We start from the raw sequence: 15,237 nt of genomic DNA, 5'->3' as shown, positions 1-15,237 counted from the left end.
TCAGCGGGAGCGGTTGGGCCGCTGTCGCTGCTCGACGGCCCGTTGCAGCGCCCGGTAGATCTGACCGAACTTCAGCGCGTCGTGGGTCTGGAGGACCCGGATCGGTTCGCCGTGCCAGCGCACCCAGATTTCCAGCCGGTGCGAGCCTCGGGTGTACGACCGGTCCAGGAATTCGAGCAGGAGGTCGGCGACCGGGCCGACGGCGAACCCGACCAGGCAGCAGGCGCCGATGAGTGCGATCGTGACGGTGAACGAGGAGTGGAAGCGGATCGCGAGGCCGATGCCGAGTACGGCGGCGACCACCGGACCGATCAGCCCGAAGCCGAGCGCGCCCCGGCCGGCGAGTACCCGCCAGGAGCGGGTGCCGCGCTGGTGCCAGATCTCGGCGAGTTCGGGCAGGGGATAGGCGCGTTCGCCGACCCGGATCGCCTCGGAGGTGACCCGTACGGACCGGTCGTCGTAATAGGTGATCATTTTCTTCACGTCCTGGTCACGGGGACACCAGACAAACTGCCCAACGAGTGGGGTCGTACTGTGGGTACGCGACTTCGATGTGGAGGTGGAGTGTGGGCGGTTTCGTCCGGCTGGAGATCAGCGACGGTATCGGCACGATCCGGCTGGAGCGACCGCCGATGAACGCGCTGAACACCACGGTGCAGGAGGAGTTGCGGTCCGCTGCCGCCGCCGTCACCACGGACCCCGACGTCCGCGCGGTCATAGTCTACGGCGGCGAGAAGGTCTTCGCCGCCGGCGCGGACATCAAGGAGATGGCCGACATGTCGTACGTGGACATGGCGGCCCGCGCGGTCGAACTCTCCAGCGCGCTCGGCGCGATCGCCCGGATCCCCAAACCGGTGGTCGCGGCGATCACCGGCTATGCCCTCGGTGGCGGCTGTGAACTGGCGCTCGCCTGTGACTGGCGGGTGGCCGCCGACGACGCGAAGCTCGGCCAGCCGGAGATCAAGCTCGGCATCATCCCCGGTGCCGGTGGCACCCAGCGGTTGGCCCGGTTGGTCGGCCCGGCGCGGGCCAAGGATCTGATCATGTCGGGGCGGATGGTGGACGCCACCGAGGCGCTGGCGATCGGGCTGGTCGACCGGGTGGTTCCGGCCGACCGGGTGTACGCGGAGGCGGTCGCGCTGGTCCAGCCGTACGTGTCCGGTCCGGCGCAGGCGCTGCGGGCGGCGAAGCTGGCGGTCGACGGCGGCCTGGAGATGGACCTGGCCTCCGGTCTGGCCTGGGAGAGCCAGCTCTTCGCGGCGCTGTTCGCCACCGACGACCGGCGCGAGGGCATGGCCGCCTTCGTGGCGAAACGTAAGCCGGACTTCACCGGCCGCTGATTCGCGGTCGGGCGGTACCGGGCGAAACGGCCCGACCCGGAGAGGCGAGTCTTCTTCATCTTTTCCGGGTCGGCCGATAACCTGTGCACCCACGGCGACGATGAGGGAGCGGCGATGACGGAGCGGATCGAAGGTCACGGCGGCGACTTGGCGGTGGCGGCGCTGCGGGCGTACGGCATCACCGAGATGTTCACCCTCTCCGGCGGCCATGTCTTCCCGCTCTACGACGCCGCGCACCGCAGCGAGGTCGACGCCGCCGGGCGACCGCCGATGCGGATCGTCGACGTACGCCACGAACAGTCCGCGGTCTTCGCCGCCGAGGCGGTGGCCAAGCTGCGTCGCCGGCCCGGACTGGCCGTGCTCACCGCCGGCCCCGGCGTCACCAACGGCATCTCCGGGCTGACCAGCGCCCACTTCAACGGCTCACCGGTGCTGGTGGTCGGAGGCAGGGCACCGGCGTTCCGCTGGGGCTCGGGCAGCCTCCAGGAGATCGACCACCTGCCGTTGGTCACCCCGGTCACCAAGCACGCCGCCACCGTGTTCGACACCGACGAGATCCCCGGCGCGATCGAGACGGCGCTGACGGCCGCGCTCAGCCCGCACCGTGGCCCGGTCTTCCTCGACCTGCCGCTGGAGGTGGTCTTCTCGGTCGGCGAGTCGGTCGCGCCGACCGCGGCGGCGATCGCCCCGCTCGAACCCGACTACGACGAGGTGACGAAGGCGGCCCGGCTGATCGCCGGGGCGCAGCGCCCGGTGATCATCGCCGGTTCGGACGTGTACGCCGCCGACGCCACCGCCGCCCTGCGGGAGGCCGCCGAGGCGTTGCAGGTCCCGGTCTTCACCAACGGCATGGGACGCGGTTCGCTCCCGCCGGAGCACCCGCTGGCCTTCACCAAGGCCCGCCGGACCGCGCTCAACGGCGCGGACGTGATCGTGGTGGTCGGCACCCCGCTCGACTTCCGGCTGGGCTTCGGCGACTTCGGCGACGCCCAACTCGTACACGTCGTGGACGCGCCCACCCAGCGGGCCACCCACGTCGAGCCGGCCGTCAGTCCCGCCGGTGACCTGCGGCTGATCCTCTCCGCGCTGGCCGACCACCGGGGTGACCGGGAGGACCACGCCGGCTGGATCGCCGACCTGCGGTCGGTGGAGAACGCCGCGCGCAAGCGCGACGCGGACGAGATGGCGGCCGAGTCCGACCCGATCCGACCGGCTCGGGTCTACGGGGAGCTGCGCCGGGTGCTGGACCCGGACGCGGTCACCATCGGCGACGGCGGCGACTTCGTCTCGTACGCCGGCCGTTACCTCGAACCGTCGATGCCCGGCACCTGGCTCGACCCCGGCCCGTACGGCTGCCTCGGCACCGGCATGGGTTACGCGATGGGTGCCCGGGTCACCCACCCGGACCGTCAGGTCTGCGTGCTGATGGGTGACGGGGCGGCCGGCTTCTCGCTGATGGACGTCGAGTCGCTGGCCCGGCAGAAGCTGCCGGTGGTGATCGTGGTCGGCAACAACGGCATCTGGGGGCTGGAGAAGCACCCGATGAACGCCATGTACGGCTACGACGTCGCCGCCGACCTGCAACCCGAGCTGCGCTACGACGACGTGGTGACCGCGCTCGGCGGGGCGGGGGAGACGGTGTCGAAGGCCGGTGACCTGCGTCCGGCGTTGCAGCGGGCCTTCGACTCCGGGGTGCCGTACCTGGTCAACGTGCTGACCGATCCGGCGGACGCGTACCCGCGCTCATCCAGCCTGGCCTGATTCGACCGGCTCCGTCTCGACCGGCTCCGGCTCCGGCGCGGACCCGGTCGGGCGGCGGGCGGTCAGCGCCAGCGGGAGCAGCAGGATGCCCAGCACGTACGGGGCGAACATGTAGCGGGCGCCCTGCATGTTGTTGATCGCCAGCACCGAGAGCTGGTTTCCGGCGGTGAGGCTCGCCAGGGCGAGTACGCCCAGGTCCCGGCGCCGCCAGGCGACCAGCCCGACCACCAGGTAGGCCACGTACGCCCAGCTCGCCCCGCGCCACCACAGCCACTCCGGCCCGGCGGTGCGCGCGTTGAGCTGCACCGCGAGGTCGGCGACGGCCTGGCTGCGCGGGGCGGAGTAGGCGTCGTGCCCGGCGGGGCTGGCCCGGAAGAGCGGGTCCCGTTGGACGTACGCCTTGACCGACCACGGGTTCGGGTTGCGGGCGACGTTCCCGGTCGACGCCGGATTCCAGGCGAGCGAGCTGCGGCAGAACCGGGAGCCGAGCACCGTGCCGGGTGAGCGCTCCAGCAGCCGCCACCAGATCGACACGAGTTCCGACTTGTGCTCGGCGGCGGCGGTCCGGTCGAAGGCGGGGGACCAGACGGTCGGGTCCACCGAGTAGCAGTCCGCCGACTCCCGCCAGTGGGTCAGCGGCGCGACCTGCGCCATCACCGCCGTGTCGGCGGCCGGGAAACCGGACGGGTCGTCGGCGTACCCGACCGCGATGTCACCGAAGAGCGTCTCCAACGCGACCAGGGAGCCGGCGTCGCGTACGCCGAGGGCGGGCAGCAGCAGCCAGTTGGTGAGCAGCGCGACGGTGATGGCGGTGACCCCGGCGACGATCATCCGTACCGCCGTGGTGCGGAGCACCAGCAGGCAGACCACGATCAGGACGGCGGTCACGATGAACCCGTTCTGCCGGAACAGGCAGAGCAGGGTCAGTTCGGCCAGCAGGGCGAGGAACAGGCTCCGGGGCATCGTGGGGGTGTCGCCGGCCCGGCGGCGGGCGACCAGGCGGGCGATCGTGCCGAGCAGGAAGACGTGGACGACGACGAACGGCACGTCCTTCCAGACGGCCAGCACGAACGAGCCGACCGGCGGCAGGGCGACCACGACGACGGCGGCGGCCGTCCAGGCCCAGCCGGGGCCGCCGAGCCGCCGCAGCCCGGTCACCGCGTACGCCAACCCGGCGGCCAGGGCCACCGTCTGGAGCAGGGTGAGCGCGCCGACCCCGCCGGTGAGCTGGAGCGAGACCCAGACCAGCGCGGTGTACGTGATCGGGTGGTGGGTGTTCCAGTTGCCGGTGGTCGACTGCCACATGTAGTTGAGCGAGTCGGGGCTGAACAGGCCGGGGTAGTAGGCGACCCACCAGAAGAGCAGGACGAGCTGGGTGGCCGCGAAGCTGACCAGCGCGTACACCGGCAGCCGGTCACGGCGCAACGGGCTTCGCCGGGTCGTGACGGGCGGGTCGGTGGCCGGTCGGTGGCCGGGCTCGGCCGATGCGTCGTCGTCCATCTCCGCCGTCTCTCCGAGCGTCTCGCGGGCACCGGGACCCCCGCGCTCCGGTGCCGGGCGCGGGGCAAGGCGCCATGGTACGGCCGCCCGACTCCACCGGGAGAATCGGAGCCGGCGATCCGGACAACCCGGCCCTCGTCCCGCGAAACCGCCCGCTGCCCGGTGCCGTCGCGCGACCGCCCAATTCCGTCCGGCTGCCGCAGAGGCGACCCGGTCGGCTCCGGTTACGCCTCGGGTCGTTTCTCCTCCACCGGTGGCTCGCCGTTCTCCCGGCGTCGGATCTCACCCTCGCGGCGGCGCAGGTCCTCTTCCCAGCGTTCGAAGAGTTCCCGGTCCTTCTTCGCCTGTTCGGCGGTGAGCGAGGTGAGGAATTCCGGGTCGTCGTCGGGGGCGACCGGCCGACGCTGTTGGGGGCCGCGAGCGCCGGGGGCGCCACGGTGGGGGTTGCGGACCGGGCGGCCGGCGGCGAACCAGGCGATCGGACCGATCAGTGGGATGAGGATGACGAGCACCCAGGCGAACCGGGGTAGAGCGCGGATGTCTGCCTTGTCCGCGCTGAGACAGCTGATCAATGCGCACGCGGCTAGGACGACGTGCGCGACAAAGACAAATAACATCACGCGAACCATGGGGCAATGATGACCCACCGGGTCATCTCATCCTAGTGCGCCGAGCACCAGCAACACACCGAGTGCGGCGTACCCGACGGTGACCAGGGCGAGCAGGGGCATGGTCCGGCCGCCGGACGGTCGGGACGGGTGGCGGCTCGCCCGCCGGGCGACGGCGCCACCGATCAGCAGCAGCCCGGCCGCCAGGCCGCTGACCAGGGCGAACATGGTGCCGCCAGGCTCGTGCAGGGCCAGCCGTACCGTGAGCACGGCGACTGCGGCAAACGCCAGCCCGGTACGTCGCCGGGCCAGCCGGGTCCGTTCCGGTTGCAGCCCGGGATCCCGGTCCGGCTGTTCCGCCGGTCGGTCGGGTTTTCGGTCCGGCTGTTCCGCTGGTCGGTCGGGGCTCCGGTCCGGTTGTTCCGGCCCCTGGTCGGGTTCCCGGTTCACCAGCCTCGGACGACTTTCAGCAGCACCGTGGCGAGCAGCAGCAACGCGCCGATGGCGACGCTGACGGCGAGCAGGGCCGGAAACCGGGAGGGCGGCAGTTCGGCGCCGAGCCGGATGGCCCGCTCGGTGCGTACCCAGCGGTCGACGGCGTGCAGCGCGACCGCGCCGCCGAGGACCAGCAGGGCGACGGAGATCGCCTCGCGCAGGTGGGTCATCGGCAGCGGGGGCAGGAACTGGGCGATCGCCAACCCACCGGCGATCAGGGCCAGCCCGGTACGCAGCCAGGCCAGGAAGGTGCGCTCGTTGGCCAGCGAGAACCGGTAGTCCGGCCGGGTGCCCACCTGCTGCAACCGCTCCGGGTTCCACCATTGCCTGATCGTTTCGCGCACGACCCGAATTATCCGGTCGACGCCGCCCGTAGCCTGGGTGGGTGACTGATCTGGACGTTTCCACGCTGCGGACCGCGTACGACAACCAGTTGCGGGCGCGGGTGCCGGACCCGGTGCCGGCCGGGGTGACGGTGGAACGGGACGGGCCGCTGCTGCGGTTCCTCGGTCTCGACCACGGGGGCTTCCTCGGTTACCGGGACCTCGACGGGCTGACCGGTGCGGCGCTGGACGAGCTGATCAACCGACAGCGGGACGTCTTCGCGGCGCGGGGCGAGTCGGTGGAGTGGAAGCTGCACGGGCACGACGAGCCGGCGGACCTGCCGGATCGGCTGCGGGCCGCCGGGTTCGTGCCCGAGGACGAGGAGACCGTGGTGATCGGCCCGGTCGCGGCCCTGTCGGCCACGCTGCCGGTGCCGCCCGCGGGCGTACGGCTGCGTGAGGTGACCGCCCGCGCGGACCTGGACCGGATCGCGGAGATGGAGTCGGTCGTCTGGGGTGAGCCGCGCGACTGGCTGGCCGACGCGTTGGAGCGGGAGCTGGCGGTGGATCCGGCGGTCTCGCACGCCGGGGCGGGCGCGGACGGTTCGGAGGTCTGGCCGCAGTCGCTGACCGTGGTGGTGGCCGAGGAGGTGGAGTCGGGCCGGGTGGTGAGCGCCGGTTGGATCCGGTACGTCGCCGGCACCGGTTTCGCCACCCTGTGGGGCGGGTCGACCCTGCCGGACTGGCGCAACCGGGGTATCTACCGTTCGCTGGTGGTCTACCGGGCGCGGCTGGCCGACGCCCGGGGTTACACCCTGTTGCAGGTGGACGCCTCGCCGGACAGTCGACCGATCCTGGAGCGACTCGGGTTTGTCGCGGTCACCTCGACCACCCCGTACGTCTACACTCCTTAACCGTGTCCGAAGCGCTCACCGATGAGGAGAGGATGACCCTCAAGAGGGCGGCGTTCGGCGCGGTCTTCCTGGTCTCCAATGCCGATCCCGGCGTCCTCTCCATGGTCAGGGAGAGCTTCGCCGCCTCCAACGCGATCGCCGGTAGCACCGGCCTGGTCCGGGAGGTGCTGACGACCGGTGGCCTGCCCCGGTTCACGCCGGACCATCCGGGTGAGCTGAAGCCGGCCGAGGTGGAGGCGGTGGCGTTGCCGGCGCTGCGCAGCGCGGTCCGGATCCTGCGCGCCAAGGCACCGGACGAGCTGGAGAACTACCGGCACACGGTGCTGCGGGCCGGAGACGAGGTGGCGCGGGCCTCGGACGGGGTGAGTGCGGCCGAGGCGGCGATGCTGGACAAGATCAGGGACGCGTTGGCCGTCTCGTGAGCCGACCCGGCAGGGCTGGGTGGCGGTGAGCTGTGTCACCCAGAGTGCCCGGGAAAGCGAAGCTACTGGTAGGTAACATAGCGGGTGGGCAACTCCACAACGCGCCATGGTTGACCGATCGTTAAGGGGCGCGGGACGCTGCGCCACGGACCGGGCGATGCCGGCAACACCAACAGGAGGGTCGTCGAAGCGCGATGAACATCGTCGTACTCGTCAAGCAGGTGCCCGACTCGGGCGCGGACCGCAACCTGCGCAGTGACGACAACACCACCGACCGGGGGTCGGCAAACAACGTCATCAACGAGATGGACGAGTACGCCATCGAAGAGGCGTTGCGGATCAAGGAAGCGCACGGCGGCGAGGTGACCGTGCTGACCATGGGACCGGACCGGGCCAGCGAGTCGATCCGCAAGGCACTGTCGATGGGGCCGGACAAGGCCGTACACGTGCTCGACGACGCGCTGCACGGATCCTGCGCCGTCGCCACCTCCCGGGTGCTCGCGGACGCCCTGCGCACCCTCGACGCCGACCTGGTCATCTGCGGTGCCGAGTCCACCGACGGCCGGGTCCAGGTGCTGCCGCACATGCTCGCCGAGCGGCTCGGCGTCGCCGCGCTGACCGGCGCCCGCAAGCTCACGGTCGAGCCCGGCGCCGACGGCGCGGTGCTCACCGCCGAGCGGCAGACCGAGGAGGGCTACGAGGTGATCAGCGCCACCACTCCCGCCGTCGTCTCCGTCTGGGACACCATCAACGAGCCGCGCTACCCCTCGTTCAAGGGGATCATGGCGGCGAAGAAGAAGCCGGTACAGACCCTGTCGCTCGGCGATCTCGGGGTGCCCGCGGCCGAGGTGGGCGCGGCCGGCGCGACCAGCCTGGTGGTCGAGCACAGCAAGCGCCCGGCGCGCTCCGGCGGCGCGAAGGTCACCGACGAGGGCTCCGGCGGCGTCGCGCTGGTGGAGTACCTCGCCACCGAGAAGTTCGTCTGAGCAGGTTCGAGAGAGAAGAGACGGTCATGGCTGAAGTGCTTGTCGTGGTCGAGGCCACCACAACGTTCGGTGTCAAGAAGGTCACCCTCGAACTGCTCACCCTGGCCCGCGAGCTGGGTACGCCGTCGGCCGTGGTGCTCGGCGGCCCCGGTGCCGCCGACGCGCTCGCCGCGAAGCTGGGCGAGTACGGCGCCGCCAAGATCTACGCCGCCGAGAGCGAGGAGATCGACGGGCACCTGGTGGCCCCGAAGGCCACCGTCCTCGCCGACCTGGTCCGGCGGGTGCAGCCGGCCGCCGTGCTGCTCGGATCCACCCAGGAAGGCAAGGAGATCGCCGGCCGGCTGGCGGTCAAGCTGGACAACGGCATCCTCACCGACATCGTCGAACTGGCCGCCGACGGCACCGCCACCCAGGTCGCCTTCGCCGGCTCCACCATCGTCAAGTCGAAGGTCACCCGTGGCCTGCCGCTGGTCACCCTCCGGCCGAACTCGGTCACCCCGAGCCCGGCCCCGGCCACGCCCGAGGTGGAGCAGCTCACCGTCGAGCTCGGCGCGGCCGACCGGCTGACCCGGGTGGTCGAGCGGGTCGCCGAGCAGAAGGGCTCCCGGCCCGAGCTGACCGAGGCGTCGGTGGTCGTCTCCGGCGGGCGCGGTGTCGGCAACGCGGACAACTTCAAGCTGGTCGAGGAGCTGGCCGACCTGCTCGGCGGTGCGGTCGGCGCGTCCCGCGCGGCGGTCGACTCCGGCTTCTACCCGCACCAGTTCCAGGTCGGACAGACCGGCAAGACGGTCTCGCCGCAGCTCTACGTGGCGCTCGGCATCTCCGGCGCGATCCAGCACCGGGCCGGCATGCAGACCTCCAAGACCATTGTCGCGGTGAACAAGGACGGCGAGGCGCCGATCTTCGAACTCGCCGACTTCGGGGTTGTCGGCGACCTGTTCAAGGTGGTCCCGCAGGCCGCCGAGGAGATCCGCAAGCGCAAGTAGCACCCCCGCTCCACCGCCGACCCGGCACGGGTCGGTAAGGAGCGCAAGCCGTCCATCGAGGTGGCCGTCCGGATCCGGGCGGCCACCTTCGGCGTACGCGTGGGCCGGTGGGCGGCCGGGAGTGATCCGGGCGGGGCGGGGCAATCGTCGCCGAACCGGGCCAGCGGCAGATCCCCACCCCTCGGGGCAGGGATTACTGCCCGCCTGTCGGTGCGCTCCTTACGGGTGCGGATAGGCTTGTCGCGATGACTTATCTGGATCACGCCGCGACCACGCCGATGCTCGAATCGGCGCTGGAGGCGTACGTCGCCACCGCCCGAGAGGTCGGCAACGCCTCGTCGCTGCACGCCGCCGGCCGGTGGGCCCGCCGCCGGGTGGAGGAGTCCCGCGAGCGGGTCGCCGCCGTACTCGGTGCCCGCCCCTCCGAGGTGATCTTCACCGGTGGCGGTACGGAGAGCGACAACCTCGCCGTCAAGGGCATCCACTGGGGGCGGCGTGCCGCGTTACCGACCCGGAACCGGGTGGTGGTCAGCGCGGTCGAGCACCACGCCGTACTCGACTCGGTGCACTGGCTCCAGCAGCACGAGGGCGCCGACGCCGGCCTGCTGGCGGTCGACGCCACCGGCCGGGTCGACCCGGCCACGCTCGCCGCCGAGCTGGGCGAACACGGCGACCGGACCACCCTGGTCAGCGTCATGTGGGCGAACAACGAGGTCGGCACCGTCCAGCCGATCGCCGCACTCGCCGAGGTCGCCGCCGGGTACGGCGTCCCGGTGCACACCGACGCGGTCCAGGCCGTCGGTCAGGTGCCGGTCGACTTCGCCGCCAGCGGCGTGGCCGCGCTCACCCTGACCGGGCACAAGCTCGGCGGCCCGGTCGGCGTCGGCGCCCTACTGCTCGGCCGGGACGTGCCCTGCGCCCCGCTGCTGCACGGCGGCGGACAGGAACGCGACGTCCGTTCCGGCACCCTGGACGCGGCCGGCATCGTCGCCTTCGCGGTCGCCGTCGAGGCCGCCGTCAACTCCCAGCGCGAGTACGCCGCGAGGGTCGCCACCCTCCGCGACGACCTGACCAAGCGCCTGGTCGAGGTGGTCCCGGAAGTGGTCTGCAACGGCGACCCGGCCGACCGGCTGCCCGGCAACGCCCACTTCTCCTTCCCCGGCTGTGAGGGCGACGCCCTGCTGATGCTGCTCGACGCGCAGGGGATCGCCTGCTCGACCGGTTCGGCCTGCTCCGCCGGGGTGGCCCAGCCGTCGCACGTACTGCTCGCGATGGGGGCCGACGACGACCGGGCCCGCTCGTCGCTGCGGTTCGCGCTCGGGCACACCTCGACCGAGCAGGACGTCGACGCGCTGATCGCCGCGCTGCCCGCCGCGGTGGAGCGGGCCCGCCGGGCCGGCGGTACCCGGTCTGCCCGACGCTGACCGTGCCGGGCGCAGAGCTACCCTCGAACACGGTGAAGGGGGTTTTCCGGTGAGGGTTCTGGCAGCAATGTCCGGCGGGGTCGATTCGGCGGTCGCCGCCGCGCGGGCGGTCGAGGCGGGGCACGAGGTGACCGGCGTGCACCTGGCGCTGTCGCGCAACCCGCAGACGTACCGGACGGGTGCGCGCGGCTGCTGCACGCTGGAGGACTCGCGGGACGCCCGGCGGGCCGCCGACGTGATCGGGATCCCGTTCTACGTCTGGGACCTGGCCGACCGGTTCCACGAGGATGTGGTGGACGACTTCGTCGCCGAGTACGCCGCCGGCCGTACGCCGAACCCCTGCCTGCGCTGCAACGAGAAGATCAAGTTCGCGGCGGTGCTGGACCGGGCCATCGCGCTGGGCTTCGACGCCGTGGTGACCGGCCACCACGCCCGGCGCGGCGACGACGGTCTGCTGCGGCGCAGCGTCGACCTGGCCAAGGACCAGTCGTACGTCCTCGCGGTGCTGACCCGAGAGCAGCTCGACCGGTCGGTCTTCCCGCTCGGCGACTCGACCAAGGCCCAGGTCCGGATCGAGGCGGCCGAGCGTGGCCTCTCCGTCGCCGACAAGCCCGACTCGCACGACATCTGCTTCATCGCCGACGGCGACACCCGCAAGTTCCTCGCCGACCGGCTCGGCGAGGCCCCCGGCGACATCGTCGACGCCCGTACCGGTGCCGTCGTCGGCGCCCACGCCGGTGCGTACGCCTACACCGTCGGCCAGCGCAAGGGCCTCTCGCTGGGTGTGCCCGCCCCCGACGGCAAGCCCCGCTACGTGCTCTCGATCACCCCCAAGACCAACACCGTGACGGTCGGCCCGGTCGAGGCGCTGGAGGCCAGCGAGGTCGCCGCCCGGCGTCCGGTGTGGACCGGTGGCGCCCTGCCGACCGAGGCCACCCGGTGCCAGGTGCAGTTGCGCGCGCACGGCGAGGTGGTGCCGGCCACGGTCCGGGTCACCGGCGACACCCTCCACGCCGAGCTGGGCAAGCCGGTCCGGGGCGTCGCCGCCGGCCAGGCGATCGTGGCGTACCGGCCCGACCCGGCCGGCGACGTGGTGCTCGGCTCCGCGACCATCACGGGCTGATCTTGACGGCCGGTGCACTAGCCTTCGGCCTGTGAACCACGATCAGTCATGGCCCTGGCCCGCCGGTGCGGCCACCGGTATCGGTTCCATGCCCGGCACGGACGTCGTCGAGGTACAGCGGATCGTGCTGGGTGAACTGCCCGCACTGCCGCACCTCGCGGAGCTGCCCGGTCGGGGGCCCGGTGCCGACCTGATCGGGCGTACCGCCGGTTTCCTGGTCGACCTGCCGGTCGAGCTATACACCGGTCGGTGGCGGGTGGCCGCGCGCTCCGGCAAGGACCTGCGCCGCGCCCACGACCTGCTGGAACGGGACCTGGACCAGCTCACCGAGCAGGCCGACGGCTTCACCGGCACGGTCAAGGTGCAGGCGACCGGACCACTGACGCTGGCCGCGAACGTCGACCTCGCCATCGGTGGGCGGCTGCTGCGCGACCCCGGAGCCGTACGGGACCTGACCGACTCGCTCGCCGAGGGGCTGCGCACCCACGTCGCCGACGTACGCCGCAGGCTGCCGGGGGCGACCGTACTGCTCCAGGTCGACGAGCCGTCCCTGCCGGCGGTGCTCGCCGGTCACGTGCCCACCGAGAGCGGCTTCAGCGCGTACCGGGCGGTCGAGACGAGTGCCGCCCGGGACCTGCTGCGGACCGTGGTGGACGCCGCCGACACACCGGTCGTGCTGCACTGCTGCGCCCCGGACGTGCCGCTGGAGCTGTTCCGCACCGCCGGTGCCGTCGCCGTCTCGTTCGACCTCGACCTGATCAAGCAGCTCGACCCGCTGGGTGAGGCGATCGAGTCCGGGCTCGGCCTGCTGGTCGGTGCGATTCCGGGAACGCCGCCCGCGTCCGGGCCGGATCCCTCGGCGGAACGGGTCGCCGACCGGATCCGCCAACTCTGGGACCGGCTCGGTTTCCCCCGTCCGCAGCTGGCCCGACAGGTGGTCGTCACGCCCGCCTGCGGCCTGGCCGGCGCCAGCCCGGAGTACGCCCGTACCGTCCTGACCGCCGCCCGAGAAGCCGGCCGCCGCCTCTACGAGGTCTGACCCCCGCGCGCACCACGTCGGCTGTGGCGGGTTGCTGCCCCGGTAGGGGTAGTGGCCCGCCACAGTGCCGCCAACCCGGATGGCCGGGGTGGGGCGAGCGGGGCAGGATGGGGCGATGATCGGAGAACTGCGCAGTGTGGTGATCGACTGCCCGGACCCGCGGGCGCTGGCCGCCTTCTACGGGAAGGTGCTCGGCCGGACGGTGGCCTACGACAGCGATGACTGGGTGACGCTCGCAGGCGGGCCGGGGCAGCCCCGGCTGGCCTTCCAGCAGGCTCCCGACCTGCGAGAACCGCGTTGGCCCGATCCGGAACGGCCGCAGCAGTTCCATATCGACGTGACGGTCGCGGACATCGAGGCGGCCGAACCGGAGGTGCTCGCGCTCGGCGCCACCCGGCTGCCCGGCAGCGGAGAGAACTGGCGGGTCTACGCCGACCCGGCCGGGCACCCGTTCTGCCTGGTCTGGGACGACTGACCGGTGTACGTGGTGCGCACGCAACCGTAGGGAGTGACCGCCGGCCCGAGCGGGTTGACCGCGACGGGCATGATCACTGCATGGGGTGGGACATGCCGGTACGGCCGGCGCGCAGTGCAACGGGATCGATGTTCGGGCTGGCCTACGGGGATGCGCTGGGCAAGCCGACCGAGTTCCTGACCGTGCCGCAGATCGAGGCGCGGTACGGGGCCGGCGGGCCGCGTACGTTGACCGGGGATCCGGCACTGGTCACCGACGACACCCAGATGGCGCTGGCGGTCGGCTGGGCGTTGCACGAGGCCCCCGCCGCGACACCGGAGGTGCTCGAACCGTTGCTGCGGGCCCGGTTCCTCGACTGGGCGGTCAGCCCGGACAACAACCGGGCACCGGGCATGACCTGCCTGCGGGCCTGCGGTGAGCTGTCCAAGGGCGGCCGCTGGCAGGCGGCGACCGTGGCCGGTTCGAAGGGCTGCGGCGCGAACATGCGGGTCACCCCGGTCGGGCTGGTGCCGGGGTACGACCTGGACACGCTCGCCGGAGTCGCCCAGCTCCAGGCGGGGCTCACCCACGGTCACCCGACCGCGCTCGCGGCGAGCGAGCTGACCGCGTACGCGGTGCGGGTGTTGCGCGACGGCGCCGCGCTGGCCGACGTGCCGGCCCTGCTGCGGCAGCGGGCCGTCGGGCAGCGGACCGTCTACCGGATCGACTGGCTGGGCGAACTGTGGCAGCGTCCCGGGGTCGCCGAACCGTCGGACTTCATCGCCCCCGGCTGGGACGAGTGCCTGGCCGTGCTCGACCGGCTCGACGCGGCGCTGTCCGAGCCCGACGACGGTGCCGACCCGTGCACCGCCACCGGCGACGGCTGGATCGCCGAGGAGGCGCTGGCCACCGCGCTGCTCTGCGCCCTGCGGCACCCGGACGACCCGGTGTCGGCGCTGGCCCGCGCCGCGACGACGGCCGGTGACTCGGACTCGATCGCCGCCCTGGCCGGGGCGTTCCTCGGCGCGGCCGGCGGCGTGGAGATCTTCCCGGAACCCTGGTCCGACCAGATCGAGTACGCCGACCAGCTCGCCGCCCTCGGTGGCGTCTGGGACTGACCATCGCCCGCTGGATCACCGCGCCGAGGGGAGAGACGGCCGGCGGTCAGCGGGTGTGGGGCAACCGGTGGAGTTGGCCGACCCGGTGCCACAGCTCGGGCTCGCAACTGCCGGCCCGGTTGTCGAACGCGGTCAGCGGGACCCGGATCGGGTCGGACAGGTCGAGCCAGCTGTCCCGCGCGGCGGTGCGGTCCCAGCTCCGGGTCGTGATCCTCACGTGGTCGTCCCGCTCGCTCTTGTCCTGACTGGTGATCTTCAGGACCTCCGCGTCCCGGCGACCGCCGCGCAGTACCAGGCACGGCCGTACCTTCGAACCGGTCCCGTCCTCGTACGGCACGTCGGCCCACCAGATCTCGCCGGGCTGCGGCCGTACCCCCGGCTCGGCCGGCTTGGTCGCGGGGCCGGACCTCGGGCGCGGCGGCGCGGTGGGACGACCCCGGGGCCGCCGGGGCGCGCGGCCCGGACGGGACGGGCGGCCCGGACCCCGACGGAACCGGCGTACGGTCCAGCCGGTCACGCCCACGACCAGGCCGATCCCGATCAGCCAGAGCAGCCAGGTGGGCATCGGTCCTCCGTCGTCGTCGGGCCGGGTCGACCGGTCAGAAGATCACCGGTGCGGCGTTGCCGGCGGTGGCGATCCTCGCACGCCATCCGGCGGCCGGCATCCGGTAGGCGGGCACCCGGCTTCCCGACGCCCGCACCAGCGGGTCCGACGCCCCGGCCATCCGATGTCCGCCCGGCCGG

General features: G+C 72.5%; 18 protein-coding genes. 11 read left to right on the top strand and 7 right to left on the bottom strand.

Annotated elements, in window-relative coordinates; translation table 11 throughout:
• Positions 1-474, bottom strand: a complete 474-nt coding sequence (locus tag ACZ6QQ_RS07865) for a DUF6232 family protein (protein WP_465875101.1) — start codon at positions 472-474, stop codon at positions 1-3.
• Between the two features lie 92 nt (positions 475-566).
• Between ACZ6QQ_RS07865 and ACZ6QQ_RS07860 the strand changes: the two genes are divergently transcribed.
• Positions 567-1,340, top strand: a complete 774-nt coding sequence (locus tag ACZ6QQ_RS07860; protein ID WP_465875100.1) for an enoyl-CoA hydratase-related protein — start codon at positions 567-569, stop codon at positions 1,338-1,340.
• Between the two features lie 114 nt (positions 1,341-1,454).
• Positions 1,455-3,101 carry an acetolactate synthase gene (locus tag ACZ6QQ_RS07855; RefSeq protein WP_465875099.1) on the top strand — a complete coding sequence of 549 codons (1,647 nt, stop codon included), beginning with the start codon at positions 1,455-1,457 and terminating at the stop codon, positions 3,099-3,101.
• Here the strand turns inward: ACZ6QQ_RS07855 and ACZ6QQ_RS07850 are convergent.
• The 4 genes from ACZ6QQ_RS07850 to ACZ6QQ_RS07835 all read right to left on the bottom strand — a co-directional run bounded on the left by ACZ6QQ_RS07850 (position 3,084) and on the right by ACZ6QQ_RS07835 (position 6,048).
• Positions 3,084-4,601: a DUF6020 family protein gene (locus ACZ6QQ_RS07850; protein ID WP_465875098.1), complete on the bottom strand. Its 1,518-nt coding sequence runs from the start codon at positions 4,599-4,601 to the stop codon at positions 3,084-3,086. The two genes, ACZ6QQ_RS07855 and ACZ6QQ_RS07850, sit on opposite strands and share 18 nt — an antisense overlap.
• 224 nt (positions 4,602-4,825) lie before the next feature.
• Positions 4,826-5,230 carry a PLD nuclease N-terminal domain-containing protein gene (locus ACZ6QQ_RS07845; RefSeq protein WP_465875097.1) on the bottom strand — a complete coding sequence of 135 codons (405 nt, stop codon included), beginning with the start codon at positions 5,228-5,230 and terminating at the stop codon, positions 4,826-4,828.
• Positions 5,231-5,257: 27 nt separating this feature from the next.
• On the bottom strand, positions 5,258-5,659 hold the full coding sequence (locus ACZ6QQ_RS07840) for a DUF202 domain-containing protein (RefSeq protein ID WP_465875096.1): 402 nt from the start codon (positions 5,657-5,659) through the stop codon (positions 5,258-5,260).
• Positions 5,656-6,048 (bottom strand): YidH family protein, encoded by a 393-nt coding sequence (locus tag ACZ6QQ_RS07835; RefSeq protein ID WP_465875095.1) that lies wholly within the window; start codon positions 6,046-6,048, stop codon positions 5,656-5,658. Before ACZ6QQ_RS07835 ends, ACZ6QQ_RS07840 begins: the two co-directional genes overlap by 4 nt.
• A 41-nt stretch (positions 6,049-6,089) precedes the next feature.
• On the opposite strand from ACZ6QQ_RS07835, the gene ACZ6QQ_RS07830 reads away from it, so the two are divergent.
• The 9 genes from ACZ6QQ_RS07830 to ACZ6QQ_RS07790 all read left to right on the top strand — a co-directional run bounded on the left by ACZ6QQ_RS07830 (position 6,090) and on the right by ACZ6QQ_RS07790 (position 14,493).
• On the top strand, positions 6,090-6,941 hold the full coding sequence (locus ACZ6QQ_RS07830) for a GNAT family N-acetyltransferase (protein ID WP_465875094.1): 852 nt from the start codon (positions 6,090-6,092) through the stop codon (positions 6,939-6,941).
• Positions 6,942-6,973: 32 nt separating this feature from the next.
• A complete protein-coding gene (locus tag ACZ6QQ_RS07825) occupies positions 6,974-7,363 on the top strand; it encodes a hypothetical protein (RefSeq protein ID WP_465875513.1) in 390 nt (129 codons plus the stop codon).
• A gap of 194 nt (positions 7,364-7,557) precedes the next feature.
• Complete coding sequence (locus ACZ6QQ_RS07820; protein WP_465875093.1) at positions 7,558-8,349, top strand: electron transfer flavoprotein subunit beta/FixA family protein; 792 nt, start codon at positions 7,558-7,560, stop codon at positions 8,347-8,349.
• 26 nt (positions 8,350-8,375) lie between these two features.
• A complete protein-coding gene (locus ACZ6QQ_RS07815) occupies positions 8,376-9,335 on the top strand; it encodes an electron transfer flavoprotein subunit alpha/FixB family protein (protein WP_465875092.1) in 960 nt (319 codons plus the stop codon).
• A 245-nt stretch (positions 9,336-9,580) separates the two neighbouring features.
• Entirely contained in the window at positions 9,581-10,759 is a 1,179-nt protein-coding gene (locus ACZ6QQ_RS07810) for a cysteine desulfurase family protein (protein WP_465875091.1), read from the top strand.
• Positions 10,760-10,808: 49 nt separating this feature from the next.
• Positions 10,809-11,882 (top strand): tRNA 2-thiouridine(34) synthase MnmA, encoded by a 1,074-nt coding sequence (gene mnmA, locus ACZ6QQ_RS07805; protein ID WP_465875090.1) that lies wholly within the window; start codon positions 10,809-10,811, stop codon positions 11,880-11,882.
• A 31-nt stretch (positions 11,883-11,913) separates the two neighbouring features.
• Positions 11,914-12,921 carry a methionine synthase gene (locus ACZ6QQ_RS07800; RefSeq protein ID WP_465875089.1) on the top strand — a complete coding sequence of 336 codons (1,008 nt, stop codon included), beginning with the start codon at positions 11,914-11,916 and terminating at the stop codon, positions 12,919-12,921.
• Between the two features lie 115 nt (positions 12,922-13,036).
• Positions 13,037-13,396, top strand: a complete 360-nt coding sequence (locus ACZ6QQ_RS07795) for a VOC family protein (RefSeq protein WP_465875088.1) — start codon at positions 13,037-13,039, stop codon at positions 13,394-13,396.
• 80 nt (positions 13,397-13,476) lie between these two features.
• On the top strand, positions 13,477-14,493 hold the full coding sequence (locus ACZ6QQ_RS07790; RefSeq protein ID WP_465875087.1) for an ADP-ribosylglycohydrolase family protein: 1,017 nt from the start codon (positions 13,477-13,479) through the stop codon (positions 14,491-14,493).
• A 46-nt stretch (positions 14,494-14,539) separates the two neighbouring features.
• Here ACZ6QQ_RS07790 and ACZ6QQ_RS07785 read toward each other — a convergent pair whose 3' ends face one another.
• Both ACZ6QQ_RS07785 and ACZ6QQ_RS07780 read right to left on the bottom strand, forming a co-directional pair.
• The gene (locus ACZ6QQ_RS07785) at positions 14,540-15,058 is read right to left on the bottom strand and encodes a type II toxin-antitoxin system PemK/MazF family toxin (protein WP_465875086.1); all 519 of its coding nucleotides are present in this window, start codon (positions 15,056-15,058) and stop codon (positions 14,540-14,542) included.
• 34 nt (positions 15,059-15,092) lie between these two features.
• Positions 15,093-15,218, bottom strand: a complete 126-nt coding sequence (locus ACZ6QQ_RS07780; protein WP_465875085.1) for a hypothetical protein — start codon at positions 15,216-15,218, stop codon at positions 15,093-15,095.
• Between the last annotated feature and the right edge of the window lie 19 nt (positions 15,219-15,237).

The organism is Micromonospora sp. NPDC049529 (assembly GCF_055586685.1).
The sequence above is the reverse complement of the archived record's forward strand: the minus strand, read 5'-3'. Positions and strand labels throughout refer to the sequence as shown.

Coding starts and splice junctions, on each gene's coding strand:
- ACZ6QQ_RS07850 (WP_465875098.1), bottom strand. CDS start 4,601: ATGGACGACGACGCATCGGCCGAGCCCGGCCACCGACCGGCCACCGAC.
- ACZ6QQ_RS07845 (WP_465875097.1), bottom strand. CDS start 5,230: ATGGTTCGCGTGATGTTATTTGTCTTTGTCGCGCACGTCGTCCTAGCC.
- ACZ6QQ_RS07825 (WP_465875513.1), top strand. CDS start 6,974: ATGACCCTCAAGAGGGCGGCGTTCGGCGCGGTCTTCCTGGTCTCCAAT.
- ACZ6QQ_RS07795 (WP_465875088.1), top strand. CDS start 13,037: ATGATCGGAGAACTGCGCAGTGTGGTGATCGACTGCCCGGACCCGCGG.
- ACZ6QQ_RS07790 (WP_465875087.1), top strand. CDS start 13,477: ATGGGGTGGGACATGCCGGTACGGCCGGCGCGCAGTGCAACGGGATCG.
- ACZ6QQ_RS07865 (WP_465875101.1), bottom strand. CDS start 474: ATGATCACCTATTACGACGACCGGTCCGTACGGGTCACCTCCGAGGCG.
- ACZ6QQ_RS07810 (WP_465875091.1), top strand. CDS start 9,581: ATGACTTATCTGGATCACGCCGCGACCACGCCGATGCTCGAATCGGCG.
- ACZ6QQ_RS07785 (WP_465875086.1), bottom strand. CDS start 15,058: ATGCCCACCTGGCTGCTCTGGCTGATCGGGATCGGCCTGGTCGTGGGC.
- ACZ6QQ_RS07780 (WP_465875085.1), bottom strand. CDS start 15,218: ATGGCCGGGGCGTCGGACCCGCTGGTGCGGGCGTCGGGAAGCCGGGTG.
- ACZ6QQ_RS07855 (WP_465875099.1), top strand. CDS start 1,455: ATGACGGAGCGGATCGAAGGTCACGGCGGCGACTTGGCGGTGGCGGCG.
- ACZ6QQ_RS07820 (WP_465875093.1), top strand. CDS start 7,558: ATGAACATCGTCGTACTCGTCAAGCAGGTGCCCGACTCGGGCGCGGAC.
- ACZ6QQ_RS07815 (WP_465875092.1), top strand. CDS start 8,376: ATGGCTGAAGTGCTTGTCGTGGTCGAGGCCACCACAACGTTCGGTGTC.